General features: G+C 71.1%; 29 protein-coding genes. 19 read left to right on the top strand and 10 right to left on the bottom strand.

The features are described 5' to 3' along the window. Window positions 1-187: 187 nt before the first annotated feature. Together ABJI51_RS00415 and ABJI51_RS00410 are read right to left on the bottom strand one after the other, a co-directional pair. Window positions 188-976 carry a zf-HC2 domain-containing protein gene (locus ABJI51_RS00415; RefSeq protein WP_348946801.1) on the bottom strand — a complete coding sequence of 263 codons (789 nt, stop codon included), beginning with the start codon at window positions 974-976 and terminating at the stop codon, window positions 188-190. A gap of 7 nt (window positions 977-983) precedes the next feature. Next, window positions 984-1544 carry a sigma-70 family RNA polymerase sigma factor gene (locus tag ABJI51_RS00410; protein WP_348946800.1) on the bottom strand — a complete coding sequence of 187 codons (561 nt, stop codon included), beginning with the start codon at window positions 1542-1544 and terminating at the stop codon, window positions 984-986. A 240-nt stretch (window positions 1545-1784) separates the two neighbouring features. On the opposite strand from ABJI51_RS00410, the gene ABJI51_RS00405 reads away from it, so the two are divergent. The 13 genes from ABJI51_RS00405 (at window position 1785) to ABJI51_RS00345 (ending at window position 12784) form a co-directional block, all read left to right on the top strand. Then, on the top strand, window positions 1785-2387 hold the full coding sequence (locus ABJI51_RS00405) for a hypothetical protein (protein ID WP_348946799.1): 603 nt from the start codon (window positions 1785-1787) through the stop codon (window positions 2385-2387). Beyond that, a complete protein-coding gene (locus ABJI51_RS00400) occupies window positions 2371-3162 on the top strand; it encodes a DUF4142 domain-containing protein (RefSeq protein ID WP_348946798.1) in 792 nt (263 codons plus the stop codon). The genes ABJI51_RS00405 and ABJI51_RS00400 overlap by 17 nt, the downstream gene beginning before the upstream one ends. After that, the gene (locus ABJI51_RS00395; protein WP_348946797.1) at window positions 3155-3772 is read left to right on the top strand and encodes a ferric reductase-like transmembrane domain-containing protein; all 618 of its coding nucleotides are present in this window, start codon (window positions 3155-3157) and stop codon (window positions 3770-3772) included. The genes ABJI51_RS00400 and ABJI51_RS00395 overlap by 8 nt, the downstream gene beginning before the upstream one ends. A gap of 1 nt (window position 3773) precedes the next feature. Further along, entirely contained in the window at window positions 3774-4004 is a 231-nt protein-coding gene (locus ABJI51_RS00390) for a ferredoxin (protein ID WP_348946795.1), read from the top strand. Then, complete coding sequence (locus ABJI51_RS00385; protein WP_348946794.1) at window positions 3997-5421, top strand: NAD(P)/FAD-dependent oxidoreductase; 1425 nt, start codon at window positions 3997-3999, stop codon at window positions 5419-5421. The genes ABJI51_RS00390 and ABJI51_RS00385 overlap by 8 nt, the downstream gene beginning before the upstream one ends. A 657-nt stretch (window positions 5422-6078) precedes the next feature. Then, window positions 6079-6522, top strand: a complete 444-nt coding sequence (locus tag ABJI51_RS00380; protein WP_348946792.1) for a helix-turn-helix transcriptional regulator — start codon at window positions 6079-6081, stop codon at window positions 6520-6522. A 10-nt stretch (window positions 6523-6532) separates the two neighbouring features. Then, window positions 6533-6943 (top strand): VOC family protein, encoded by a 411-nt coding sequence (locus tag ABJI51_RS00375; RefSeq protein ID WP_348946790.1) that lies wholly within the window; start codon window positions 6533-6535, stop codon window positions 6941-6943. 46 nt (window positions 6944-6989) lie between these two features. Beyond that, window positions 6990-7247, top strand: a complete 258-nt coding sequence (locus ABJI51_RS00370) for an AraC family transcriptional regulator (RefSeq protein WP_348946788.1) — start codon at window positions 6990-6992, stop codon at window positions 7245-7247. Window positions 7248-7252: 5 nt separating this feature from the next. Next, on the top strand, window positions 7253-7666 hold the full coding sequence (locus tag ABJI51_RS00365) for a VOC family protein (RefSeq protein WP_348946787.1): 414 nt from the start codon (window positions 7253-7255) through the stop codon (window positions 7664-7666). Between the two features lie 25 nt (window positions 7667-7691). Beyond that, complete coding sequence (locus tag ABJI51_RS00360; RefSeq protein ID WP_348946785.1) at window positions 7692-10049, top strand: ATP-binding cassette domain-containing protein; 2358 nt, start codon at window positions 7692-7694, stop codon at window positions 10047-10049. Between the two features lie 279 nt (window positions 10050-10328). Then, window positions 10329-11345 carry a fatty acid desaturase family protein gene (locus tag ABJI51_RS00355; RefSeq protein WP_348946784.1) on the top strand — a complete coding sequence of 339 codons (1017 nt, stop codon included), beginning with the start codon at window positions 10329-10331 and terminating at the stop codon, window positions 11343-11345. 10 nt (window positions 11346-11355) lie between these two features. Then, window positions 11356-12417, top strand: coding sequence for an MBL fold metallo-hydrolase (locus tag ABJI51_RS00350; RefSeq protein ID WP_348946782.1), 1062 nt, complete (start codon window positions 11356-11358; stop codon window positions 12415-12417). 112 nt (window positions 12418-12529) lie between these two features. Then, a complete protein-coding gene (locus ABJI51_RS00345) occupies window positions 12530-12784 on the top strand; it encodes a Smr/MutS family protein (RefSeq protein ID WP_348946781.1) in 255 nt (84 codons plus the stop codon). Here the strand turns inward: ABJI51_RS00345 and ABJI51_RS43520 are convergent. Together ABJI51_RS43520 and ABJI51_RS00340 are read right to left on the bottom strand one after the other, a co-directional pair. Next, the gene (locus ABJI51_RS43520) at window positions 12708-13055 is read right to left on the bottom strand and encodes a DUF4267 domain-containing protein (protein WP_431605562.1); all 348 of its coding nucleotides are present in this window, start codon (window positions 13053-13055) and stop codon (window positions 12708-12710) included. The genes ABJI51_RS00345 and ABJI51_RS43520 overlap by 77 nt on opposite strands. A gap of 240 nt (window positions 13056-13295) precedes the next feature. Beyond that, window positions 13296-13646: an antibiotic biosynthesis monooxygenase family protein gene (locus ABJI51_RS00340; protein ID WP_348946780.1), complete on the bottom strand. Its 351-nt coding sequence runs from the start codon at window positions 13644-13646 to the stop codon at window positions 13296-13298. A 107-nt stretch (window positions 13647-13753) separates the two neighbouring features. Here ABJI51_RS00340 and ABJI51_RS00335 point away from each other — a divergent pair, with 107 nt between their 5' ends. Beyond that, a complete protein-coding gene (locus ABJI51_RS00335) occupies window positions 13754-14326 on the top strand; it encodes a TetR/AcrR family transcriptional regulator (RefSeq protein ID WP_348946778.1) in 573 nt (190 codons plus the stop codon). Between the two features lie 4 nt (window positions 14327-14330). Here ABJI51_RS00335 and ABJI51_RS00330 read toward each other — a convergent pair whose 3' ends face one another. The 6 genes from ABJI51_RS00330 to ABJI51_RS00305 all read right to left on the bottom strand — a co-directional run bounded on the left by ABJI51_RS00330 (window position 14331) and on the right by ABJI51_RS00305 (window position 20152). Then, window positions 14331-14930 (bottom strand): Rv1733c family protein, encoded by a 600-nt coding sequence (locus ABJI51_RS00330; protein ID WP_348946776.1) that lies wholly within the window; start codon window positions 14928-14930, stop codon window positions 14331-14333. Window positions 14931-15063: 133 nt separating this feature from the next. Beyond that, on the bottom strand, window positions 15064-15603 hold the full coding sequence (hsaB, locus tag ABJI51_RS00325) for a 3-hydroxy-9,10-secoandrosta-1,3,5(10)-triene-9,17-dione monooxygenase reductase subunit (RefSeq protein ID WP_348946775.1): 540 nt from the start codon (window positions 15601-15603) through the stop codon (window positions 15064-15066). Then, on the bottom strand, window positions 15600-16511 hold the full coding sequence (hsaC, locus tag ABJI51_RS00320; protein WP_348946774.1) for an iron-dependent extradiol dioxygenase HsaC: 912 nt from the start codon (window positions 16509-16511) through the stop codon (window positions 15600-15602). Before hsaC ends, hsaB begins: the two co-directional genes overlap by 4 nt. Continuing rightward, window positions 16511-17353, bottom strand: a complete 843-nt coding sequence (hsaD, locus tag ABJI51_RS00315) for a 4,5:9,10-diseco-3-hydroxy-5,9,17-trioxoandrosta-1(10),2-diene-4-oate hydrolase (protein WP_348946772.1) — start codon at window positions 17351-17353, stop codon at window positions 16511-16513. The genes hsaC and hsaD overlap by 1 nt, the downstream gene beginning before the upstream one ends. Continuing rightward, entirely contained in the window at window positions 17353-18516 is a 1164-nt protein-coding gene (hsaA, locus tag ABJI51_RS00310; RefSeq protein ID WP_348946771.1) for a 3-hydroxy-9,10-secoandrosta-1,3,5(10)-triene-9,17-dione monooxygenase oxygenase subunit, read from the bottom strand. The genes hsaD and hsaA overlap by 1 nt, the downstream gene beginning before the upstream one ends. 34 nt (window positions 18517-18550) lie before the next feature. Then, entirely contained in the window at window positions 18551-20152 is a 1602-nt protein-coding gene (locus tag ABJI51_RS00305; protein WP_348946770.1) for an FAD-binding protein, read from the bottom strand. A 99-nt stretch (window positions 20153-20251) separates the two neighbouring features. Between ABJI51_RS00305 and kstD the strand changes: the two genes are divergently transcribed. From kstD to ABJI51_RS00280, 5 genes are read left to right on the top strand one after another with little or no spacing between them, the layout of a single operon-like run. Next, a complete protein-coding gene (gene kstD / locus ABJI51_RS00300) occupies window positions 20252-21916 on the top strand; it encodes a 3-oxosteroid 1-dehydrogenase (RefSeq protein ID WP_348946769.1) in 1665 nt (554 codons plus the stop codon). Next, window positions 21913-23049: a 3-ketosteroid-9-alpha-monooxygenase, oxygenase component gene (locus tag ABJI51_RS00295; RefSeq protein WP_348946768.1), complete on the top strand. Its 1137-nt coding sequence runs from the start codon at window positions 21913-21915 to the stop codon at window positions 23047-23049. The genes kstD and ABJI51_RS00295 overlap by 4 nt, the downstream gene beginning before the upstream one ends. Then, entirely contained in the window at window positions 23046-23303 is a 258-nt protein-coding gene (locus ABJI51_RS00290) for a hypothetical protein (protein ID WP_348946767.1), read from the top strand. Before ABJI51_RS00295 ends, ABJI51_RS00290 begins: the two co-directional genes overlap by 4 nt. Then, a complete protein-coding gene (locus ABJI51_RS00285; RefSeq protein WP_348946766.1) occupies window positions 23296-24324 on the top strand; it encodes a 2Fe-2S iron-sulfur cluster-binding protein in 1029 nt (342 codons plus the stop codon). Before ABJI51_RS00290 ends, ABJI51_RS00285 begins: the two co-directional genes overlap by 8 nt. 8 nt (window positions 24325-24332) lie before the next feature. Then, window positions 24333-25178, top strand: coding sequence for a MaoC/PaaZ C-terminal domain-containing protein (locus ABJI51_RS00280; RefSeq protein WP_348946765.1), 846 nt, complete (start codon window positions 24333-24335; stop codon window positions 25176-25178). Window positions 25179-25212: the final 34 nt, after the last annotated feature.

The raw sequence follows: 25212 nt of genomic DNA, 5'->3' as shown, positions 1-25212 counted from the left end.
AGCCATATTGTGCGGACGGCTCCGGCGCTTCGGATGCATCGGGGGATGCATTGGGGGATACGGACCCCAGGGCCGCGAGGTTCAAAAGCGACCGGCCCGTTATCTGTTCGTTATCTACCGGAACGCAACCCGGAAGCGTCGCCGCAGGTCACTCACGACAAGCCGCGGCAGACCACCCGAGCGGATGTCAGCGCCGCACGACGACGAGGACCGTGCCGTCGCCGCCGCGGACCTCGAAGCGGCCGATCTGGTCCATCGGCAGCATGGTGGAACCCTGCAGCCGCAACGGCTCCGGCGAGCCCGGGATGCCGAATCCCTTGGGCGGCACCGTCCAGCTCGACACCACCCGGTCCACTCCGGACGTCGACACCGCGACCAGCTCGCAGTCGATCGGGCCGACGATCCCGCGCAGCTCCAGCTCGACGCGGCTGCCCCACTCCACCGGCGAGACGGTGATCAGGGCACTGACCGCGGACCCGCCGCTGCCGCGGCCGTAGGTCTGGCCGCCGCCCGGCTGGCCCGCCGGGGTGGACGGCGGTGCGGTCGACGTCGCCGGCGGGCTCGTCACCGGCAGCGCCTGCTTGCCGCTGGGCGCGGACAGCGACGCGGGCGGCACGGCGTCGGCCGGGCGGACGGCGAGGGTCACCAGCGGGCCGGCGATGACCGCCGCGGCGGCCGCGGCGCCGGCGAGGATGCCGATGCGGCGACGGCGGCGGCGCTTGACCGCGGCCTCTTCCATCAGGCCCCGCAGCACGCGCGGCCCCGGCGAGAGGGTCCGCGGGCCGGGTGCCGGCATCGGCGGCTCCGGCCAGCTGCGTTTCACCAGGTCGAGGACGTCCGGCAGCTGGTAGAGCTCGATCAGGTCGAGCTGGCAGTGCGGGCAGTTCATCAGGTGGGCCTCGAACTGGGCGTTCTCGGCCTCGCTGAGGACGCCGAGCACGTACGCGGCGACATCGGTGTGTGCGGACCCGGCCACGCTCAGTTCACCCCCGCTCGCGAAGGGCACGGCGCAGCGCGCGGACGGCGTGGTGGATGCGGGACTTGACCGTGCCCGGTGGCACGCCGAGGGTGGCCGCGACCTCGTTCACGGTGCGATCGCGCAGGTAGGTCTGCTGGATGGCCTCCCGCTGCTCGGGCGAAAGACCTTGCAGTGCCTCGTAAACGATCATCGCGGCGAGCGTGCGGTCCGATTCGTCGGGGACGCAGATCGCGTCGGACTCGATCTCTTCGATCTGCTGGGGACGGGCGCTGCGGCTGCGCCAGCCGTCGATGACGATCCGGCGCGCCACCGTGAACAGCCACGCCCGCAGCATCTCCGGCTGCCGGTCGAGCTTGTCGGCGTTGCGCCACGCCTTGATCAGCGTCTCCTGCACGACGTCCTCGGCCCACTGCCGGTCCTGGCCGGTCAGGCGCAGCGCGAACGCCATGAGGGAGCCACCGAACTCCTGGTACAGCGCTTTCGCCAGATCGTCGTGGGCGTCGCCAGCGTCGGCGACGGCTTCGGGGTCTGCGACGGATCTGAGCGCTCGGGTGTGCCGTCCCACGCGGGACATCCTGGTGGGCCGGACGGCCTACGTCCAGTCCCCCGTGCCGCTTTCGTGGGGGCAAAACTTTTTTGAACCGTTTCCGGACCGTGTCCGTATCCCCTACCGAAGACCCCGACAAGGCGTTGTCCCCCGCAACGCTCCGCATCCACACCGGACCGAATGTCCACTGTGGATCTTTCGCGCGCTTTTCCGTTGTACCCCACCCTACAGCGCGTAGTCATGCCCCACGGAGGAGCAGTGATCCGCATTCCCCGACCGGTGGTTCCCGCCGCCGTGTGCCTCACCGCACTCACCCTGCTCACCGCCTGTACCGCCGGTGCCGCGACCACGTCCGGCGGCGGCGGGTACGCCGCGGGCGGCGCCGCAGGCATGCAGATGCCCGGCATGCAGGGCCCCGCCACCTACCCGATGCCGCAGTCGATCACCGCCGACCCGAACAACCCGGCGAAAAGCCAGCTCAGGGCCGCGAAGACGTTCGATCTGGGACTGCTGCTCGTCGACGGGACCGGCTACACGATCTACCGCTACGACCGCGACACCCCGAACCCGTCCCGGTCGAACTGCACCGGCGCGTGCGCCGCCAAGTGGATCCCGGTCAAGGCCGGTGGCAACCTCGCGCCGATCGACGTCGACCAGACCCTGATCGGGCAGGTCACCCGCGACGACGGCACCCAGCAGCTCACCCTCGCCGGCTGGCCGCTCTACCACTTCACCGGCGACAGCGAACCGGCCGACACCTCCGGCCAGGGCCTCGACCAGGCGTGGTACCCGATCGCGCCGGACGGCAGGAAGATCACCTTGACCCAGGACGAGTGGAGGCAAAATGCGTTCGGCGTCTGAGCTTGCCGGGCTGGAGTTCGAGCCGCCGTCGGTCCTCGACCGCTCCCGGCCCCTGGTCCGGATCCTGTTCGTGCTGGCCACGGTGCTGACCCTGCTCGCGCCGGGGTCGGCCTCGCTCGCGCAGACCAACGCCGTTTCCGACACCGACGCCGTGCTGCTGACCAAGGTCCGCCAGGCAGGCCTGTGGGAAATGCCCTCGGGCATGATGGCGATGGAGAAGGGCAGCCCGATCGTCCAGAAGGTCGGCTTCGCGATCATGATGGACCACGGCCGCCTCGACGTGGCCACCCGCGCGCTGTCGCAGAAGCTGAACTCGCCGGTGCCCGACCAGCCCTCCGCCGAGCAGCTCGGCTGGCTGGCCGAGGAGATGGCCGCGCCGCCGGGGCCCGCCTTCGACCGCGTCTTCGCCAACCGGCTGCGCGCCGCGCACGGCCAGGTGTTCGCCGTGCTCGCGCAGCTGCGTGCCGGCACCCGCAACGACGACGTGCGCGCCTTCGCCACCGTCGGCAACCAGGCCGTGATGCGGCACATGACCATGCTCGAGAGCACCGGGATGGTCGACTACACCGCCCTTCCCGCGCCCGCCGTCTCCACCACGGCGGCGCCCGCCGGGATCCAGCTCGGCCTCGACACGTCCCAGATGGCCGTCGTCGGGGCACTGTTCCTGCTGGTCGGCGGTGGGCTGTTCTACGTGCTCCGCCAGATCAAGGGCAACCGCGGCCGGGCCAGGGCCTCCCGGCCGGCCGCCGCGAGAACCGGGGGTAGCCATGGTTGAGACCTGGCACGACGCGACGATCTTCCTCACCCAGCAGTTCCAGCCGAAGACCGACCCGGCGGCCCGCGGTCTCGCGGCCTTCGCCGCCCGGACGTCGTACGCGGCCGCCATGCTGACGCTCACCTGGGGCGTGCTCACCGCGACCGGCTGGATCCGCTCGGTCACCGGCCGGAAGGGCCTGCGCAGCACGCACATGGTGCTGGCCACCGCGACGATCATCTTCGGCGGCGTCCACGCGCTGGGCTTCACCTACCTGACCATCGACCCGTACAGCTTCGCCTACATGTTCGTCCCGTTCGGCTCCGGCCAGGAGGCCCGCCACCTCGCGGGCATCGTCGGGTTCGAGGTCATGCTGGCCATCTTCCTCACCGCGGGCCTGCAGCGCTTCACCTCCTACCGGCGCTGGCTGTGGCTGCACCGCTGCGCGTACCCGGCGGTCGGGCTGATCGCGATCCACTCCTGGTTCGGCGCCATCGCCAACGGCCACCTCTCGGTCGTCTGGCTGGGCGGCATCACGCTGCTCGTCCCGGCCGTGACGGTGTCGATGCTGCGGTTCATGCCCGCCCGGACGCTGGAACGCATCGGGCTCGTGGAAGAGCAGGTGGTCTGACATGCCGCTCCGCATGCCCGGTGGCGGGCCCCGGATCAGCGTCGACAACGACCGGTGCGAGCTCTACGGCATCTGCGCCATGGAAGCGCCCGACGTGTTCGACCTCGGCCAGGACGGCCGCCTGCGCTTCCGCAAGCGGCTGCTGGACGAAGACACCATCGAACAGGCGAAGATGGCCGCCCGCTGCTGCCCGATGCAGGCGGTCGTGATGAGAGGGGACCTCGATGGCTGACGGCGACCGGATCGTCATCGTCGGCGCGGGCGTCGCCGGGCTGCGTGCCGCGGAACGCCTGCGGGAACTGAACTTCGACGGCGAGATCGTGCTCATCGGCGACGAGGCGCGGCGGCCCTACCACCGGCCGATGATCTCCAAGGCGCTGGTGATGGGGACCGAACGGCCCAGCGACGTGGGCCTTTCGCACTACCTGCCCGACCTCGACGTGCACTGGCGGCTCGGCGCGCGGGTGACGCACCTGGACACCGTCGAGCGGGTCGTACACCTGCCCGGCGGCGAATCCCTCTGGTACGACGGCCTGATCGCCGCGACCGGCGTCTACCCGCGGCACCTGCCCGGTGCGCCGCGGCACGACCCGCGGGTGCGGATCCTGCGCACGGTCGAGGACTCGATGGCGGTGCGGCGCTGCCTGCACGCCAGCAAGAAGCCGGCGGTGGTGATCGGCGCCGGCCTGATCGGCAACGAGTTCGCCGCGAGCATGCGGCACATCGGCCGGGACGTCACCCTGGTCGGGCACGCGAAGGCGCCGCTGCACCGCTTCGGCGACCGCGTCTCCAGCGGCATCGTCGAGGCACACCACGAGCACCGCGCGAAGCTGGCGATGCGCAGCGAGGTCCGGCACTGGATCAGCACGAAGGACACCGTCGGGCTGCACCTGACGAACAACCAGCTGCTGGTCGCCAGCGTCGTCGTGCTCGCCATCGGCAGCGTCCCGTCGGTGGACTGGATGCGCGGCTCCGGGCTGGACATCAGCGACGGCGTGCTCTGCGACGCCAAGCTGTTCGCCGAGGGCGCGTCCGACGTCGTCGTGGCCGGGGACATCGCGCGCTGGCCCAACCTGCGCTTCGACGACGTCCCGCGGCGGGTCGAGCACTGGATCAACGCCGTCGAGTCGGCCCGGCACGCGGCGGAGAACCTGCTGATGGGGCACTCCAGCGCGCGGCCGTTCACCCCGCTCCCCCGCGCGTGGTCGACGCTGTACGACACGCGGCTGCAGATGTGCGGGATGCCGTCGCTGGCCGAGGACACCGTGTCGCTCGCCGACGGCATCACCGGCTTCATCCGCGACGGGCGGCTCGTCGGCATCTCCTCGTGGGACAAGCCGCGGGCGATGCTCGACTGGATGGCCGAGCTGGACCGCAGGCTCCCCGCGCCCGACTACGTGCCCGAGCCGGAGCCCGCGCCCGCGGCGCCGGAGGTCGAGCCGTCGCTGGCCGCGCTGGCGGCCGACGTGCCGCCGGAGTTCGAGAGCGGCTTCGACCAGCAGGCCTTCGAGCGCGAGTTCGAAAGCGAGTTCGCCAACGACATCCCCACGACGGCCTTCCCGGCGCAGTCGCTGCCCACGACGGCGCTGCCGGCGCAGTCGCTGCCCGCGGGTGCGCTGCCGACGATGGCCATCCCGATGGGGAGGTGAAAGCCGGGGCGGGGCTGCGCGCGGCGGCCTCCGTCCCTTGCCGGTCACCACGCCCCCTCCGCGGCTGGGCGGTGTGGTGGCCGGCCCCAGCGTCCCCCTGCCCGCCTCGCGTCCGTGACAAGCAGCGAGCGCCCGGCGGGCCGGGAGAAGGTCATCCCGAGGGAACCCGACGCCCCCGGGGTGACCTTCTTCCGGCGCACCGGGCGGGGGCCCGGGGCCGAACGCCGCGGCGGGTCCGCCCGCCGGGGCGGGCGGGCCGTGGGGTGGCCCGGCGGAAGGGTATGCCGCCGGGGAACGCCACGGTCCGCGGTCGGGGTTGCACCGGTGCACGGCCGTCCCGGGGGAACGGGAACCCCCGGGACGGTCTTCACCGCGACTCCGTGCTGCCCCAGCACTTGGTGGAGCACCACGGCACGGCGCTCGGCCTCCGCTGGTTCCCGGTTCCGGCGCAGCTGCTGGACGTCCGCCTGCCGTGGCACGCCCGACCCTCCGCTGACCGTGATGCCCTGCCAGACACGCGTGAGGCCCCGCTGGTCACGTGTGATGCCCCGCCAGACACGCGATGCCCCACGCCCCAAGGCGGCCTTGGGTGCGCTCAACGCACCGAAGGCCACATTGGGGCGCTCGGCGACCCGTCCGGTGTGGCACGATTCCCCCGTGAGCAGTTCCTCCCCCTCGGCGCAGTACCTGCGCGACCTCGCGCTGCTGCGCCGGGTCCGGGACCGGATCGACCGGGAATACGCCCAGCCCCTCGACGTCGAGGCGCTGGCGCGGGGCGTGAACATGTCCGCCGGGCATCTCAGCCGGCAGTTCCGGAAGGCCTACGGAGAGTCACCGTATTCCTACCTCATGACCCGCCGGATCGAACGGGCGATGGCGCTGCTGCGGCAGGGGGAACTGAGCGTCACCGAGGTCTGCTTCACCGTCGGGTTCTCGTCGCTGGGTACCTTCAGCACCCGGTTCGCCGAGCTGGTGGGCATGCCGCCGAGCGTCTACCGCGAGCAGCAGGCCGCGGCGACCGTCGGGATGCCGCCGTGCGTGGCCAAGCAGGTCACCAGGCCGATCAGGAATCGAGAAGCGCGACCGGGGGCGCACACATAGTGTGACGGCCATGGACGTCACCATTCACTCGAGCTTCCTGCCGCACACCGACCCGGAAGCGTCGCTCGCCTTCTACCGCGACCTGCTCGGCTTCGAGGTCCGCCAGAACGTCAAGTACGGCGACATGCAGTGGATCACCATCGGCCCGCCGAACCAGCCCGACACCGCGATCGTGCTGCAGCCGGTGGCCGCCTACCCCGGCCTCACCGACGACGAGCGCCGCGCGATCAACGAGATGATGGCCAAGGGCACCTACGCCGCGGTCAACCTCGCCACCAAGGACCTCGACGCCCTCTTCGCCAAGCTGCGGGACGGCGGCGCCGAGGTCGTGCAGGAGCCGGTCGACCAGCCCTACGGCATCCGCGACTGCTCCTTCCGCGACCCCGCCGGCAACCTGCTGCGCATCCAGGAGCTGCGCTGACCACGGAGGCGCCCGGCACGGGCGCGCCACCGAAAGGGGAACCGGGATGTGCCTGAGCCTGAGCATCGCCGCGCGGGAACACCTGCGGGAACTGACGCTGCTGCGCCGGATCCGCGACCGCATCGACCGCGAGCACGCCCAGCCGCTCGACGTCGAAGCGCTCGCCCGCAGCATCGACCTGCCGGTCGCGCAGTTCGTCCGCCGGTTCCGGGAGGCCTACGGGCACACCCCGGCAGGCTACCGGCGGGCGGTCGAAGCGGTCAGGAATCGAGAAGCCCGGTGCCTGGCGCCGAAAGTAGCGTGACCGCCATGAGCCTGACCATCCACCAGACCTTCCTCAACCACGACGACCACGAGGCCTCGCTGGCCTTCTACCGCGACACCCTCGGCTTCGAGGTGCGCAACGACGTCGAGTACGGCGGCCTGCACTGGCTGACCATCGGCCTGCCCGGCCAGCCGGACACCTCGCTCGTGCTGCAGCCGACCGCGGCCGCCTACGGCGAGCTGTCCGACGACGAACGCCGGACCATCACCGAGCTGATGGCCAAGGGCAGCTTCGCCGCGGTCAACCTGGCCACCGACGACCTGGACGCCACCTTCGAACGGGTACAGGCCGGCGACGCCGAGGTCGTCCAGGAGCCGACGCAGCAGCCGTGGGGCATCCGCGACTGCTCCTTCCGCGACCCCGCGGGCAACCTCGTCCGCATCCAAGAACTGCGCTGAACCAACCGAAAGCTGGAGAACCCCGATGAGCAAGCCCGCCGCCGACAGCCACGACCTGATCCGCGTCCACGGCGCCCGCGTCAACAACCTCAAGGACGTCAGCGTCGAGCTGCCGAAGCGGCGGCTGACCGTGTTCACCGGGGTTTCCGGCTCCGGCAAGAGCTCCCTGGTGTTCAGCACGATCGCCGCGGAGTCGCAGCGGCTGATCAACGAGACCTACAGCACCTTCGTGCAGGGCTTCATGCCGACGCTGGCCCGGCCCGACGTCGACGTCCTCGACGGCCTGACCACCGCGATCATCGTCGACCAGGAACGGATGGGCGCCAACCCGCACTCCACAGTGGGCACGGCGACCGACGCCAACGCGATGCTGCGCATCCTCTTCAGCAGGCTCGGCACCCCGCACATCGGCTCACCGCAGGCGTTTTCGTTCAACGTCGCCTCGATCAGCGGCGCGGGCGCGGTCACCATCGAGAAGGGCGGACGGCAGGTCAAGGAGCGCCGCAGCTTCAGCATCACCGGCGGCATGTGCCCGCGCTGCGAGGGCCGCGGGCGCGTCAACGACATCGACCTGACCGCACTGTACGACGAGAACAAGTCGCTCAACGAAGGCGCGATCACCATCCCCGGCTACAGCATGGAGGGCTGGTACGGCCGCATCTTCCGCGGCTGCGGCTTCTTCGACCCCGACAAGCCGGTCAAGAAGTTCACCAAGAAGCAGCTGAACGACCTGCTGTACAAGGAACCCACGAAGATCAAGGTCGACGGCATCAACCTGACCTACTCGGGGCTGGTGCCGACGATCCAGAAGTCCATGCTGTCCAAGGACGTCGACTCGCTGCAGCCGCACATCCGGGCGTTCGTCGAGCGCGCGGTGACGTTCCAGACGTGCCCCGAGTGCGACGGCACGCGGCTGACCGAGCTGGCCCGGTCGTCGAAGATCGAGGGGATCAGCATCGCCGACGCGTGCGCGATGCAGATCAGCGACCTCGCCGCGTGGGTGGCGAAGCTGTCCGAGCCGTCGGTGGCGCCGCTGCTGGACGCGCTGAAGCACACGCTCGACTCGTTCGTCGAGATCGGGCTCGGCTACCTCTCGCTCGACCGTCCATCCGGGACACTTTCGGGCGGGGAAGCCCAGCGCACCAAGATGATCCGGCACCTGGGCTCGTCGCTGACCGACGTCACCTACGTCTTCGACGAGCCGACCATCGGCCTGCACCCGCACGACATCCAGCGCATGAACGACCTGCTCATCCAGTTGCGGGACAAGGGAAACACGGTCCTGGTCGTCGAGCACAAGCCGGAGGCGATCGCGATCGCCGACCACGTCGTCGACCTCGGCCCCGGCGCGGGTTCCGCGGGCGGCGAGGTGGTCTTCGAGGGCACGGTGGCCGGACTGCGCAAGAGCAAGACGCTCACCGGGCGCCATCTGGACGACCGCGCGTCGCTCAAGGAGTCGGTGCGCACGCCGTCGGGTGTCCTGGAAGTGCGCGGGGCCTCGACGCACAACCTGCAGGACGTCGACGTCGACATCCCGCTCGGCGTGCTGGTCGTGGTGACCGGGGTCGCGGGCTCGGGCAAGAGCTCGCTGATCCACGGGTCGGTGGCCGGGCGCGAGGGCGTGGTCGCGATCGACCAGACGGGCATCCGCGGTTCGCGGCGGAGCAACCCCGCGACGTACACGGGCCTGCTGGAGCCGATCCGCAAGGCGTTCGCCAAGGCCAACGGCGTGAAACCGGCGTTGTTCAGCGCCAACTCCGAGGGCGCCTGCCCCAACTGCAACGGCGCCGGGGTCGTCTACACCGACCTCGGGATCATGGCCGGCACGGCGACGCCGTGCGAGGTGTGCGACGGCAAGCGGTTCTCGGCGGAGGTGCTGGAGTACAAGTTCGGCGGCCGCGACATCAGCGAGGTGCTCGCGATGTCCGTGACGGAGGCCGAGGCGTTCTTCGGCGACGGCGAGGCGAAAACCCCGGCGGCACACAAGATCTTGACGCACCTGTCCGACGTCGGGCTGGGTTACCTGACGCTGGGCCAGCCGCTGACGACGCTGTCCGGCGGCGAGCGCCAGCGCATCAAGCTGGCGACGCGCATGGGCGAGCAGGGCGGGGTGTACGTCCTCGACGAGCCGACGGCGGGCCTGCACCTTGCCGACGTCGAGCAGCTGCTGGGCCTGCTGGACCGGCTGGTCGACGCGGGCAAGTCGGTGATCGTGATCGAACACCACCAGGCGGTGATGGCCCACGCGGACTGGATCATCGACCTCGGCCCCGGCGCCGGCCACGACGGCGGCCGGATCGTCTTCGAGGGCACGCCCGCGAAGCTGGTGAAGTCCCGCAAGACCCTGACGGGCAAGCACCTCGCGGAGTACGTCGGGGCCTGATGCCCGTGCCGGCCGCGCATACCAGCGCGGCCGGTAGGGCCGGCCCCGCGTTTGGGTGGTCTGCCGCGGCTTGCCGTGAGCGGGCTGAAAGGGACGTTCGTCTCACCTGGTGCAGCGAAAGGGACTTTCGTCGCATCGGATGCCAGGAAAGCGCCTTTCAGCTCACGCTCACGCCACATCGGGCCGCGCATACCAGCGCGGCCGGTAGGGCTGGCCCCCGGAAACCGCCTCGGGCGCGCAGGATTCCGGCGGCACCCCCGGTCGCGAAGACTCGGGGGCGTGACCACCACAGAGAACCGCGCCGGGAGTGACTTCGCCCGGCTGAGCCACCGCATTGCCGCCGCCGGGCTGATGGAGCGCCGTCCCGGCTACTACACCGCCCGGATCGCCCTCGTCACCGCGTTGTTCGCCGGCGGCTGGGTGGCCTTCGCGCTGCTGGGGAATTCGTGGTGGCAGCTCGCCGTCGCGGCGTTCATGGCCGTGATGTTCGGCCAGATCGCGTTGCTGTCCCACGATGTCGCGCACAAGCAGGTCTTCCGCCGCCGCCGTCCGGCCGAGATCGCCGGGATGCTCGCGGGCAACCTCGGGATCGGGATGAGCTACGGCTGGTGGATGGACAAGCACACCCGCCACCACGCCAACCCGAACCACGAAGAGCTGGATCCCGACGTCGACCCGGACATCCTGGTGTGGTCGAAGGACCAGGCCCGCGCCAGCCGCGGCGTCCCGCGGTTCATCGGGCGGTACCAGGCGTTCCTGTTCTTCCCGCTGCTCACCCTCGAAGGCCTGAACCTGCACTGGTCGGGCATCCGCGCGGTGCGGCGGCCGGGGCTGCGCCGCCGTGGCCTCGAAGCCACGCTGCTCGCCGCGCACTTCGTCCTGTACTTCGGCGCGCTGCTGACCGTGCTGAGCCCGGGCATGGCCCTGCTGTTCTTCGCCGTCCACCAAGGACTGTGGGGTGTCTACATGGGATCGATCTTCGCGCCCAACCACAAGGGCATGCCGACCCTGACCGGCCCGGCCGAGCTGGACTTCCTCCGCAAGCAGGTGCTCACGTCGCGCAACGTCCGCGGCGGCGCCCTCACCGACGTCGCGCTCGGCGGCCTCAACTACCAGATCGAGCACCACCTGTTCCCGAGCATGCCGTCGCCGCACCTGCGGCGCGCGCAGCCGATCGTCCAGGCCTACTGCGCCGAGCTGGGCGTGCCCTACCTGCAGACGAGCCTGGCCGAGTCCTACCGGCAGGCGCTCACCCACCTGCACGAAGCTGGGGCGCCTCTCAGGAAGCGTTCGTAGACTCGAACCCATGAGGAAGACGTTCGCGGCCCTGCGGGACCTGCCGGCGGCGTTCGGCGCGAAGGCGGCCGGGACGCGGGCCGAGCGGATCCGCTCCTCGCCGCAGTTCGACGGGAAGGTGTTCCGCAACGCCGCGCCGCGGCACCCGATGACCGCGGCGGCGATGCGGACCATCTTCCGCGAGATGTTCTTCGGCGAGCACCGCGAGCTGCGCAAGCCGGCCGGCGCGGTGCCGCTGGTGGCAGCGGAGCCGGTGCTGTCGGCCGACGGCCTGCACCTGACCTGGTACGGCCACGCGTCGACGCTGGTCGAGCTGGACGGCGCGCGCGTGCTGCTCGACCCGGTGTGGAGCGACCGGGTGTCCCCGGCGGCGTTCGCCGGGCCGCGGCGGCTGCACGCGCCGCCGGTGCCGCTGTCCGGCCTCGGCCGGATCGACGCGGTGGTGATCTCCCACGACCACTACGACCACCTGGACCTGGCGACGGTCCGCGCGCTGGTGACCGCGTCGGACGCGCCGTTCCTGGTGCCGCTCGGGGTCGGCGCGCACCTGGAACGCTGGCGCGTCCCCGCCGCCCGGATCATCGAGCTGGACTGGCACGAAGAGGCGACGGTGGCGGGCGTCCGGTTCGTGGCGACCCCGGCCCAGCACTTCTCCGGCCGCGGCATCACCAACGACGACACGCTGTGGACGTCCTGGGCACTGCTGGGCACGGACCACCGGGTCTACTACAGCGGCGACACGGGGTACTTCCCCGGATTCGCGCGGATCGGCGCGGACTTCGGGCCGTTCGACGTGGCCCTGATCCAGGTCGGCGCGTACGCCCCGCACTGGCCGGACATCCACATGACGCCGGAGGAAGGCGTCGCGGCCGGCCTCGACGTGCGGGCGAAGCTGCTGGTTCCGGTGCACTGGGCGACGTTCCAGCTGGCGATGCACCCGTGGGGCGAGCCGGCGGACCGGGTGTGGCGCGAGGCGAAGGCGGCGGACCTCCCGGTGGCGATCCCCCGCCCGGGTGAACGCGTCGACGTGAGCGCCCCACCCCCGGTCGACGGCTGGTGGCAGACCCTGTGATTCCCACGCCGACACGCGTGATCCCCGGGTCGACACGGCCCGTCTCCGGCGTGTCGTCCCTTCTGTCACGCGTGTCGGCCCTTCCGTCACGTCGACGAGCCCGGGAGGGCGTGTGAAGCTCAAGCTGGACCTGCACGACATCTACAACCGCGGCGGCGAGATCGACCGGGCGCTGCGCGCGGTCATCGACGAGGCCGTCGCCAAGAAGGCACCGCTGGTCGAGATCATCCCGGGCAAGGGCTCCGGCCAGCTGAAGAAGCACGTCCTGCGGTTCCTCGACCGCAAGGACGTCAAGGCGCTGTACCACCGGGTCGAGAAGGACAAGGACAACTTCGGCCGGGTGTTCGTGCACTTCCGCTGGAAGTGACGCCGCCGGTCTCGCGCAGGACCAGCACCCCGGTGACCGCGATCAGCGCCGCGGTCAGGCCGTGGACGCCGAACGCGGTGGCCGCGGAGCCGTGGTGGGCCAGGACGGTGACCATGTCGCCGAACGGCGCGACGGCCACCAAGAGCAGCACCCACCCCAGCGCGCGGCGATGGCCCGTCACCAGCAGGATGCCCATGGCCAGGCCCATCGCGAGTTCCCGGCTGCCCTTCACGGCCGGGAAGCCGCTGCCGTCGGCGGGCCAGTCCGGCAGGCCCGGGAACGTCGTCCCGAGGGGCAGGACGAAAGGACACCCCGAGGTAGAGGGTGAACAGGACGACGGCGGCGGCCAGGACGGTGGTGAACTTGGTCAGCGACATGGCGGTTCTCCGGTGGTGGTCGAGGACGCGGCCGCGCCGCCCGGGGTGAGGATTTCCATGAGGTGCCCGTCGGGATCGCGGAAGTAGGTGCCCCGGGAGCCTTGCGGCTCGACGCCGGTTCAGCTCCACGGTCATCAGACGCCGATCTGCTCGAAGACGTGCGGGTAGGACACGATGTCGCCGGGGAACTCGGCCGCCACGCGCTGGAACTCCGGGTGGGCGAGCGCCGTCGCGAGGGCCTGGGTCGAGGCCCAGACCGCGACGTTCATCAGCAGCCTGCTGCCTCCCGTCCCCCGGTGCAGCTGCAGGGAGACGAAGCCGGGCTGGGCCCGCATGAACTCGGCCTGCCTGCGGAAGAGGGCGAGGAACGTCTCGGTCCGCTCCTCGGGGACGACGAAGGTGTTGGCCAGGACGACGGGCCCGGTCTCCTCCTTGAACTGCGCGAACATCGGCGTATCGGGGTCAAGGCTCTGCAGCTTGGCCATGGGGGTTCCTTTCACTCGGCGGCGTTTGCCAACGTGTTGGCCAACGTGTTGGCAACACTAGAACCACCGGCGAGGGAATGTCAACACGTTGGCCTACACTTGTGGGCATGACCGAGAACCACCAGGCCGCCCGGCGTTCCGACGCGACCCGCGCCGCGATCCTCGCCGCGGCCCGCGAGCGGTTCGCGGCCGACGGCTACGAGAAGGCCACCATCCGGGCCATCGCCCACGACGCGAAGATCGACCCGTCGATGGTGATGCGCTACTACGGCAACAAGGCGGGCCTGTTCGCGGCGGCCGTCTCGATCGACCCGGGGCTGCCCGGCCTGCCCGTCGAACCACGCGAGGCGATCGGCCACACGCTGGTCCGCCGGTTCCTCACGCTGTGGGAGGAAAACGAGCAGCTCACCGCCCTGATCCGGATCGGCGCGACCGACCCGGCCGCCGCCGAACGCATGCAAGGCGTGCTGCGCGACCAGCTGATCCCCCTGGCCCGCCGGGTGTGCCCCGACCCGGACCAGGCGCCGGCCCGGGCGGCGCTGTGCTCCTCAACCGTGCTGGGACTCGCGCTGACCCGTTACGTGCTGCGGTTTCCGGCAGCCATGGCGCTCGACCGTGAGGAAATCGTGGACTGGCTCGGACCCACCATCCAGCGCTATCTCACTGCGGCCAAGCCGTAACGGCTCAGAAGCGGCTGTCGTGCCGAGCCTGCGCCCAGGCCCGATCCCACGCCGCCGCATGAAGACGGGACAAGACAAACCGGCCCGCGCCGTACAGCCCCGCCAACGCTCCCGTGATCGCGATCCACAGCAGGAGCGCCGCGAAGATGCCGTCGGCCGTCGACGTTGCCGGGGACAGGGGTTCGGCCGCCAGCTCGCCGCGCTGGTCGAGCCAGACCGGGATCCGCGTTCCGGCCGGGCTGCCCGCGTCGGCCAGGACGTCGCCCGTGTGGCGGTTGCCGTGCGTGTCGAACCAGGCCGCGCGGACCGTCGTCTGGTCGGCCGGTGCGCCCGCGCCGTCGGTGCTGTACGGCTGGGCGGGGGCCGTGCCGAGCGAGATGGCCGTGGCCTGGTGGCGGGTTGCGCGTTCCTCGATGGCCCGGGCGCTTTGCGTCGCGTACGTCTGGGACCCGAACGCCGCCGCGAACGGGATCGCCAGCATCGCGCCGGCGATCACCAGGAGCAGCAGGAGCGCCTCGACGCGGTCGCCGGTCCGGGCGAGCGGGTTGCGGCCGGGGTGCAACCGGCGCCGGAACCGGGCGATCCGTCCGCTGGGCCCACGCATGCGCGGCACACTCCTTCCCCGGGAAACCGTCGTCTCGGGTCCAGTGTGCGCGCGGCACCTCGGCTTTCTCTTGCGAATGGGATGCGGCCCACCTGTGAAACCGTGCACAACCACCCGGATGTGCGACCGGCAGTCACAGCCAGTCGTCGGGACGCGGCCACGGCATCAGCGCCGCGAGGGCGTCCTGCGCCGGCTCGGTCACCGCGTACCGGCCGCGGTGGAACAGCAGCGGCCGCGCGTCCGAGGGCGCGCCGAGCGCGGTGACCCGGCCGATCACGACGTAGTGGTCGCCCGCCTCGTGCACGGTCTCCAGCGCGCAGTCGATCCAGGTCAGCGCGCCGTCGAGCAGCGGCGCCCCGGACGGCGCCGGGGTCCAGCCCACGCGGGCGAACTTGTCCTCGCCGCGGGCGCCGAACACCGCGCTGACCTCCTGCTGGTCCTCGGCCAGCACGTTGACCGCGAACTTGCCCGCCGCCGCCAGCACCGGCCAGCTGCGGGACGTGCGTGCCGGGCAGAACAGCACCAGCGGCGGGTCGAGCGACAGCGCCGCGAACGACTGGCAGGCGAACCCGGCCAGGGTGTCGCCGTGCCGTCCGGTGACGACCGTGACGCCCGTGCAGAAGTGCCCGAGGACGCTGCGGAACTCGGCCTGGCCGACCGTCACGGCGGTCATGATCCCGGCGGCCGCGCGCCGACGGAGAAGTCGTGGCCCCACAGGGAAACCGCGGTGCTCTCGCGCGCGATCCAGTTGTCGTCGTCGACCTGGCGGCCTTCGCAGCCGAACTCGACGTCGAAGCCGCCGGGGGTCTTCATGTAGAACGACAGCATCAGGTCGTTGACGTGCCGCCCGAGCGTCGCCGACATCGGGACCTTCCGCCGGATCGCGCGGTCGAGGCACAGGCCGACGTCGTCGGTGTTCTCCACCTCGACCATCAGGTGCACGATCCCGGACGGCGTCGGCATCGGCAGGAACGCCAGGCTGTGGTGCCGCGGGTTGCAGCCGAAGAACCGCAGCCACGCCGGTGGCCCGTCGGCGGGCCGCCCGACCAGCTGCGGCGAGAGCCGCATCGAGTCGCGCAGCCGGAAGCCGAGGACGTCGCGGTAGAACCGCAGCGACGCCTCGTCGTCCTTTGTGGACAGCACGACGTGACCGAGGCCCTGCTCGCCGGTGACGAACTTGTGGCCGTACGGGCTGACCACGCGCCGGTGCTGCAGCGCGACGCCGTGGAACACTTCCTGGGTGTTGCCGGACGGGTCGTCGAAGCTGATCAGCTCGTCGACGCGCCGGTCGGCCAGTTCCTCCGGCGTGCCTTCCTTGTACGGCACCGACGCACTGTCCAAACGCGACCGCAGCTCGGCCAGCTCGCCCGCGTTGGCCACCTCCCAGCCGGTGACGGCCAGCCGGTCCGCGGAACCGGGTGAGATGACCAGCCGGGCCGGGAAGTCGTCCATCCGCAGGTAGAGCGCGTCGGGGTTTTCGCCGTTGCCTTCGACCATGCCGAGCACCTTGAGGCCGTATTCGCGCCACGCGGCCATGTCGGTGGCTTCGATGCGGAGGTAGCCCAGTGACCGGATGCCCATCAGGAACTCCCGAGGAAGTCGAGGGCCAGCCGGTTGAACTCGTCGAACTTCTCCAGCTGGGCCCAGTGCCCGCAGCCGCCGAACACGTGCAGCTGCGCGCGCGGGATGGTTTTCAACGCGACCAAGGCGCCGTCGAGGGGATTGACGCGGTCCTCGCGTCCCCAGACCAGCAGGACACGCTGGCGGAGGCGGTGGACTTCGCGCCAGAGCAGGCCTTCTTCGTAGGTGTCCGGCTGGGCGAACGACATCCCCATCGCCCGCATGGCCGCCAGTGACTCGGGCGTGTTCGCCGCGGCGAAGCGTTCGTCGATCAGCTCGTCGGTGACCAGGGACTGGTCGTGCACCATGATGCGCAGGAACGCTTCCATCCGCTCGCGGCTGGGATGCGCGGCGAACTTACCGAGATTCTTGACGCCTTCGGTGGGATCGGGCGCGAACAGGTTGACGCTCAGCCCGCCCGGTCCCATGAGGACCAGCCGCCCGGCGCGCTTCCCGTGGTTGAGCGCGAACCTGACGGCCGCGCCGCCGCCGAGGGAGTTGCCGACGAAGTGGGCGCGTTCGATGCCGAGCGCGTCCATCAGCCCGGCGACCGCGTCGGCGCTGTGCCGGAAGTACTGCGGGTGCTCGGTCGGCTTGTCCGAGCGGCCGAAGCCGGGCTGGTCGACGGCGATCGTCCGGTAGTGCTTGGCGAACACCGGCAGGTTGCGCCCGAAGTTGCTCCACGCCGACGCGCCCGGCCCGCCGCCGTGCAGCAGGACGACCGTCTCCGCGTGCTCGGCGCCCAACTCGTGGTAGTGCAGCCTAAGACTGCCTGCCTGGACGTACTTTCCTTCCGGGGCCATCAGTACATCGCATTCTCGACGGGGAGCCCGAAGGCCCCGGTGCCGAACATGACGTAGGCGCGCTCGGCGTCGTTGGCCGCGTGGACGCGGCCGGCGTGCGCGTCGCGCCAGAAGCGCTGGATCGGGGTGCCGCGCTGGATCGCGCGGCCGCCGGAGTTCTCGAAGAGCCGGTCGATCGCGGCGATGGCGCGTTCGGTGCCGCGCACCTGGTCGCGCCGGACACGCAGCCGCAGGTCGGCGGGCAGCCGCTGCTCGCGCTTGGCCAGTTCGTACAGCTCTTCGATGTTGCGGGTCAGCTGGAGCCACGCGGCGTCGATTTCGCTGGCCGCCTCGGCGATCCGGACCTTGGCGAACGGGTCCTCTTTGGACTGTTCACCGGCGTAGGCGGCCCGCACGCGCTTGCGCTGGTGCTCCACGTGCGCGTCGTAGGCGCCCTGCGCCATGCCGATGATCGGCGCGGTGATGGTGGTCGGGTGCACCGAGCCGTAGGGCAGCCGGTACAGCGGCCCGGGGTTGACGGCCTGGCCGGGCACCTTGCACTTCGACGTCGCGATGAAGCTCAGCGCCCGGTGCTGCGGCACGAAGACGTCCTCGACGACGATGTCGTTCGACCCGGTGCCGCGCAGGCCGACGGTGTCCCAGACGTCCACGATCGTGTAGTCGGCGATGGGCAGCAGGTAGGTGCAGAAGTCGACCGGCTTGCCGTCCTTGAACGCCGGCCCGCCGAGCAGCACCCACGTGCAGTGGTCACAGCCGGAGGAGAAGCTCCACCGGCCGGACAGCCGGTAACCGCCGTCGACGACCTCGGCCTTGCCCATCGGCGCGTACGACGAGGAGATCCGCACGTCCTGGTCCTCACCCCAGACCTCCTGCTGCGCCTGCGCGTCGAACAACGCCACGTGCCACGGGTGGACGCCGAGGATCGAGGCGACCCAGCCGGTGGACCCGCACGCGCTGGCGATCAGCTTGACCGCGGTGTAGAAGGTCGTCGGGTCGGCTTCGGCACCGCCGTGGAGCTTCGGCTGCAGCAGCTTGAAGAACCCGGTCTCCTGCAGGGCCTTGACGGACTCCTCGGGGACGCGCCGCGCGTCCTCGGTGTCCTGGGCCCGTTCCCGCAGGACCGGCAGGAGGTCCCGGACCCCGGCGATCACCTGCTCGCTCATGCGCGTTCCTCTCTCGTTTCGCTACGCCGCAAGACTAGAACACGTTCTCGTTTTTGTCGAGAACGCCCTGCGCCAGGGCACTGTTGATCCCTGCCCTGCGGCCGGAAAACACGCAGTCGGCCAGCGACAGACCGCTGACGTAGGACCTGGAACAGATTCCCACCGCGGTGCGGCCCGCGGCGTACAGCCCCGGGATCGGCTCCCCCGCCGTGTCCCGCACCGCGCCGGTGTCCTCGTCGACGACCAGGCCGCCGAGGGTCAGCATCGGCGTCGGATAGCCGAGGTTGGGCCGCACCGAGATGTCGATGAGCGAGAACGGCGGCGTTTCGAGCCGCCGCCGGAACTCCGCCGGCTTACCCGCGGGATCCTCCTCGCCGTGATAAGCCTCGACACTCGCGCGCAGGCCCTGCGGGTCGACCCCGGCCCGGCGCGCGACTTCCTCGACCGTCGCGCCGACGACCCGGCCCCGGCGCAGCAGGTACCGCAGCTGCAGCCCCTGGAACCACTGGCTCTGCGCCTTCGTGTCACGCCGCGCTTCCGCCACGATCGGCGCGTCGACCAGCAGCCAGCCCTTGCTCTCGTGGTCCTCGATGAGCTTCTCACCGACGGCGGCGCCGTACCGGGATTCGTCGATGACCCGGCGGCCCGCGGCGTCGACGATGATCCCGCCGAGGAACGCGCTCGGCGGCGTGATGAACCGCCACGCCGAGATGCGTCCCAGCTCGCCGGTCGCCGCCCCGGCCTCGACGCCCATCCGGATGCCCGAGCCGTTGTCGGCCGACGTGCCGAGCGGGAGCCCGCCGCGGTACTTCGGCGCGTGCTCGCGCACCATGTCCCGGTCGGCGATGAACCCGCCCGCGGCGAGCACGACCCCGCGCCGCGCGGAAATCCGCAGCTCACGGCCGTGCGCGCGTTCGAACCGCTCGACCCGGCGGTGCAGTGACTTCCGCAGCGCGGGCACGTAGATCCCGGGCTTCGCGGCATACTGCGCGAAGCGCTGGTGCCGGGCGCGCACCCACGCGGGCGCGTCGCTCAGCGTGTCGCAGACGAGCCCGGTGACGCGGCCGTCGCCGTCGCGGAGCAGCGCCCGCGCGGTGGTCTGCGTCAGCACCCGGATGCCGCGGGCACGCACGGCCGCCTTGAGCCGGGCCATCAGCAGCTTCCCCGACGTGCCAGGCCCCTTGACGCGGTGGCCGCGCGGCGCGGGCTTCGCCGCGTCGCGGAACCCGCCCGCGGCCTCGCTGCCGGAGTAGTACAGGTAGTGGGCGTCGCTGGGATACGACGTCTTGTACGGGCAGAGGCTGCCTTCGAAGGGCACGCCGTTGCCCTCCAGCCAGGTGATCATCTCGCGGCTGCCCTCGCAGAACTGCCGGAGCGTCTTCTCGGAGACGACGTCACCGGTCTCGAGCCGCAGGTAGGCGTACATTGCGTCGACGGAGTCGTCGACACCCGCGTCGAGCTGCTGCCGGGTGCCGCCCCCGGCGTAGACGACACCGCCGCTGACCGCGCTGGCGCCGCCCCCGGCGAAGCGCTCGACAATGACGACGTCGGCGCCCGCGTCGGCCGCCTCCAGGGCGGCGCAGGCGCCGGCCGCCCCGAACCCCACGATGACCACGTCCGCGACGAGTGCGTCCATGGTCGTTACCCTAGAACTGAAACACGTTCTCGTCTATGGTGACCGAAGCGGCTCCCAACTGGGTACTCATTTCGTGGAACACGTTGCAAGTGAGGTGGCATGACGGAGCAGTTCGACGTCGTCGTGGTCGGCAGCGGCGCCGCCGGGATGACCGCCGCGCTGGCCGCGGCCCACCACGGCCTGAGCGTCGTCGTGTGCGAGAAGGCCGCCTGCTTCGGCGGCTCGACCGCGCGGTCCGGCGGCGGGGTCTGGCTGCCCGGCAACCACGCGCTGCGGGCCGCCGGGATCGACGAACCACCCGAACGGGCGCGTGAGTACCTCGCCGCGATCGTCGGCGACGTCGTCCCCGCGAGCCGGCGCGACACGTTCCTCGCCCACGGCCCCGAGGTGCTGAAGTTCGTCTGCGACCACACCCCGCTGCGGTTCCGCTGGGTCCGCGGCTACAGCGACTACCACCCCGAGGCCCCCGGCGGGCGGCCCGGCGGCCGGTCGGTCGAGCCGGTCGCCCTCGACGGCAGGCTGCTCGGCGCCGAGCTGGCCCACCTCGAACCGCCGTACAGCGCTCCCCCGCTCGGCGTGCCGATCACCCAGGCGGACTACCGCTGGCTGAGCCTGCTGGCCCGGCACCCGCGCGGCACCGTCCGGCTGCTGTCCCTGGGCGGGCAGTGGCTGGTGGGACGCGTGCGCGGGCAGCGGCTGCTGAGCATGGGGCAAGCGCTTGCGGCCGGGCTGCGAGTCGGCCTCGCGCGGGCCGGGGTCGAGGTCCGGCTGAACACTCCGCTCCTGGATCTGCAGGTCGAGGGCGACCGCGTCACCGGCGTCGTCACCGCCCAGGGTGTCCTCGGGGCCCGGCGTGGCGTGATCCTCGCCAGCGGCGGGTTCGAGCAGAACCTGGAGATGCGGGAGAAGTACCAGCGCGCGCCGATCGGCACCGACTGGACCGTCGGCGCGGCCGCCAACACCGGCGACGGCATCACCGCGGGCCTCAAGCTCGGCGCGGCACTCGACCTCATGGACGACGCCTGGTGGGGCCCGACCCTGCCGCTCACCGGCGGGCCGTGGTTCGCGCTGGCCGAGCGGTCGCGGCCGGGCTGTCTCATGGTCGACGCGCACGGCAAGCGGTTCGTCAACGAGTCGGCGCCCTACGTCGAGGCCGTCCACGCCATGTACGGCGACGGCGACGGGCCGGGCGAGCACATCCCGACCTGGCTGGTGTTCGACCAGCGCTACCGCGACCGGTACATGTTCACCGGCATCGGGCCGCGCCAGCCGCTGCCGGGCCGCTGGTTCAAGGCCGGGATCGCGGCGAAGTCGTCGACGCTGGCCGGGCTGGCCGCGAAGATCGAGGTGCCCGCCGCCGCCCTCGAAGCCACCGTGACCCGCTTCAACGGCTTCGCGCGCCGGGGCGTCGACGAGGACTTCCACCGCGGGGTCAGCCGGTACGACCACTACTACGGCGACCCGCGGAACAAACCCAACCCCAGCCTCGGCCCGCTGGACAAGGCGCCGTTCTACGCGGTGAAGATCGTGCCGGGCGACCTGGGGACCAAGGGCGGGCTGCGCACCGACGAGCACGCGCGGGTGCTGCGCGAGGACGGCTCGGTGGTGCCCGGGCTGTTCGCCGCGGGCAACGTCAGCGCGGCCGTGATGGGCCGGACCTACGCCGGGCCGGGCGCGACCATCGGCCCGGCCATGGTGTTCGGCTACCTTGCGGCGACGCGGCTGGCGCACGAAGATCGAGGCACCACGGGAGGCGAGCGATGACGCAGGACTCGGTACGCACCATCTACGCCGGTGAGCCACCGACCCGGTTCGCCCGCGGCTGGCACTGCCTCGGCCTTGCCGAGCGGTTCCGCGACGGGAAACCGCACGCCGTCACGGCGTTCGGCACCAAGCTCGTGGTCTTCGCCGACAGCCGCGGCGAGCTGCACGTGCTGGACGGCTACTGCCGGCACATGGGCGGCGACCTCACCCAGGGCACGATCAAGGGCGACGAGGTGGCCTGCCCGTTCCACGACTGGCGCTGGAACGGCAACGGCAAGTGCGTCGCGATCCCTTACGCCAAGCGGGTTCCGCTGCGCGCGCGGACGCGGTCGTGGACGGCGGAGGTGCGCAACGGGCAGCTGCTCGTCTGGCACGACCCGGAGGGCAACCCGCCGCCGCCGGAACTGGCGATCCCGCGGATCGAGGCGGCCGACAGTCCCGAGTGGAGCAACTGGACCTGGGACGAGATCTTCATCGACGGCTCCAACTGCCGCGAGATCATCGACAACGTCGTCGACATGGCGCACTTCTTCTACATCCACTACGCCTATCCGACGTACTTCAAGAACGTCTTCGAGGGCCACATCGCCACGCAGTACCTCAACACCAAGGGCCGCCCGGACATGGGGATGGCGTCGAACTACGGCGGCGAGGACAACCTGCTGCGGTCGGAGGCGTCGTACTTCGGGCCGTCGTACATGATCAACAAGCTGGTGAACTCGTTCCAGGGCTACGAGATCGAGAGCGTGCTCATCAACTGCCACTACCCGGTGACGCCGACGTCGTTCGTGCTCCAGTACGGCATGAAGGTCAAGAAGCTGCCGGGGATCTCCGACGAGCACGCCGACAAGATCGCGGCGAAGCTGGCCCGCGGCATCGGCGCCGGGTTCCTGCAGGACGTGGAGATCTGGAAGCACAAGACGCAGATCGACAACCCGCTGCTGTGCGAAGAGGACGGTCCGGTCTACCAGCTGCGCCGGTGGTACCAGCAGTTCTACGTCGACGCCGCCGACGTCACCGAGGACATGACCCGGCGCTTCGAGTTCGAAGTGGACACCACGAAGGCGAACGAGGCGTGGGCGGCAGAGGTCGCGGAGAACCTGGCCCGGCAGAAGACCGAGGCGGAAGTGTGACCACCGCCGAGCAGACCGAGTTCCTCTCCGGCGGGCTGCGGCCGCACGAGTGCCGCAGCTGCGGGACGTGCGTGCTGGTGAAGAAGAACAGCATCCAGCACACGAGTATTCAGTGGACGACCCGGCCCGCCGACAGCTGCCCGGTGTTCGCCGACGCGGACGTCCCGAGCGCGCTGCTCGACACGTGCCCGAAGCTGGCCGACAGCATCGCCGACGCGGTCCGCGAAGGGACACTGGCGGTGGCCGATGGCTGAGCGGGTCTACACGCTGCGGGTGGCCGACGTCGTCGTCGAGACACCGGACGCGCGCTCGGTCGTCTTCGAGATCCCGCCCGAGCACGCCTCGGCGTTTTCCTATACGGCGGGCCAGTTCCTGACCCTGCGGATTCCCAGCGAGCAGACCGGTTCGGTGGCACGCTGCTACTCGCTGTCGAGTGCGCCGCACGAGAACCGCGTGCAGGTGACGGTCAAGCGGACCGACAGCGGGTACGGGTCGGGCTGGCTCTGCTCTTCGCTGAAGCCGGGGATGACCCTGGACGTCCTGGCGCCTGCCGGGGTGTTCTGCCCGTCCTCTGTGGACGAGGACTTCCTGCTGTTCGCCGGCGGCAGCGGCATCACGCCGGTGATGGCGATCCTCAAGACGGTGCTGGAGCAGGGCTCCGGGCGCGTCGTGCTGGTCTACGCCAACCGCGACGAGCGCTCGGTGATCTTCGCGGGCGAGCTGGCGTCGCTGGCGAAGCGGTACGGGGACCGCCTGGTCGTCATCCACTGGCTGGAGAGCGTCCAGGGCCTGCCGGACGTCGCGCAGCTGCGCGGGCTGGCTTCGGCCTACACCTCGCACGAGGCGTTCCTGTGCGGCCCGGCGCCCTTCATGGCGGCGGCGCGCGAGGCGCTCGGGCAGCTCGGCGTGCCGCGGGAGCGGGTGCACATCGAGAAGTTCACGTCGCTGTCGGGAAATCCGTTCGAGCCGTCCACTGAGGACGAACCGGCGTCCGAGGCCGCGCCCGCGTCGCTGACGGTGGCCCTGGACGGCACGACGCGGACGCTGTCCTGGCCGCGGGGCCGGAAGCTGCTGGACCGGCTGCTGGAGGACGGCATGGACGCGCCGTACTCGTGCCGTGAGGGGCAGTGCAGCGCGTGCGCGTGCCGTCTGCTGTCGGGCGAGGTGAAGATGCTGCACAACGAGGTGCTGGACGCCGAGGACATCGCGGACGGCATCGTGCTGGCCTGCCAGGCGCTGCCGGTCACCGACGAGGTTTCGATCAGCTACGAATAGGAGCCCGCGTGCCCATCAATCCCGACGTCGCGATCGGCGCCGAGATCGGCGAGGTGAGCTTCGCCTGGACGGCGTCGGACGTGCTGCTCTACCACCTGGCGCTGGGCGCGGGGCCGGAGGAGCTGCGGTACACGTACGAGCAGGATCTGGTGGTGCTGCCGACGTTCGCGACGGTGGCGGCCAACCTGCGGGTGTTCGACCCGCCCGCGGTGTCGTTCCCCGGCGTGGAGATCGACCTGGCGAAGGTGCTGCACGGCAAGCAGGAGATCACGCTGCACCGGCCGATCCCGGCGGAGGGCAAGGCGGTGGCGCGGTCGCGCATCGCCGACGTGTACGACAAGGGCAAGGCGGCGGTGGTGGTCCAGGAGGTGGCGGTCACGTCGTCGGCCGGCGATCCACTGTGGACGGCCAGGTCGAGCATCTTCGCCCGCGGCGAAGGCGGCTTCGGCGGGTCGCGTGGTCCTTCGGACCGCATCGACTGGCCGTCCCGGGAACCGGACCTGGTGCTGGAGACACCGACGTTGCCCCAGCAGGCGTTGTTGTACCGGCTGTGCGGCGACCGGAACCCGCTGCACGCGGACCCGCAGTTCGCCCGCGCGGCGGGGTTCGACCGGCCGATCCTGCACGGGCTGTGCACGTACGGGATCGTGGCCCGGATCCTGGTGAACGAGTTCCTCGACGGAGACCCGGGACGAGTGGGGTCGTTCGCGGCGAAGTTCGCCGGGGTGGTGTTCCCGGGCGAGACGTTGCGGACGCGGGTGTGGCACGCGGACGACCGGCTGCTGGTGACGACAACGGCAGCCGAGCGGGACGACGCGCCGGTCCTGGCGGACACGGTGCTGTCCATCCGCTGAACCCCCGGCGGCCGGCCCGCTAACGTAGGCGGGA

The sequence above is a fragment of the Amycolatopsis melonis genome (genome assembly GCF_040064235.1).
Classification (GTDB): domain Bacteria; phylum Actinomycetota; class Actinomycetes; order Mycobacteriales; family Pseudonocardiaceae; genus Amycolatopsis; species Amycolatopsis melonis.
Note: the sequence above shows the minus strand (reverse complement) of the source record. Positions and strands in the feature narration are given on the sequence as shown.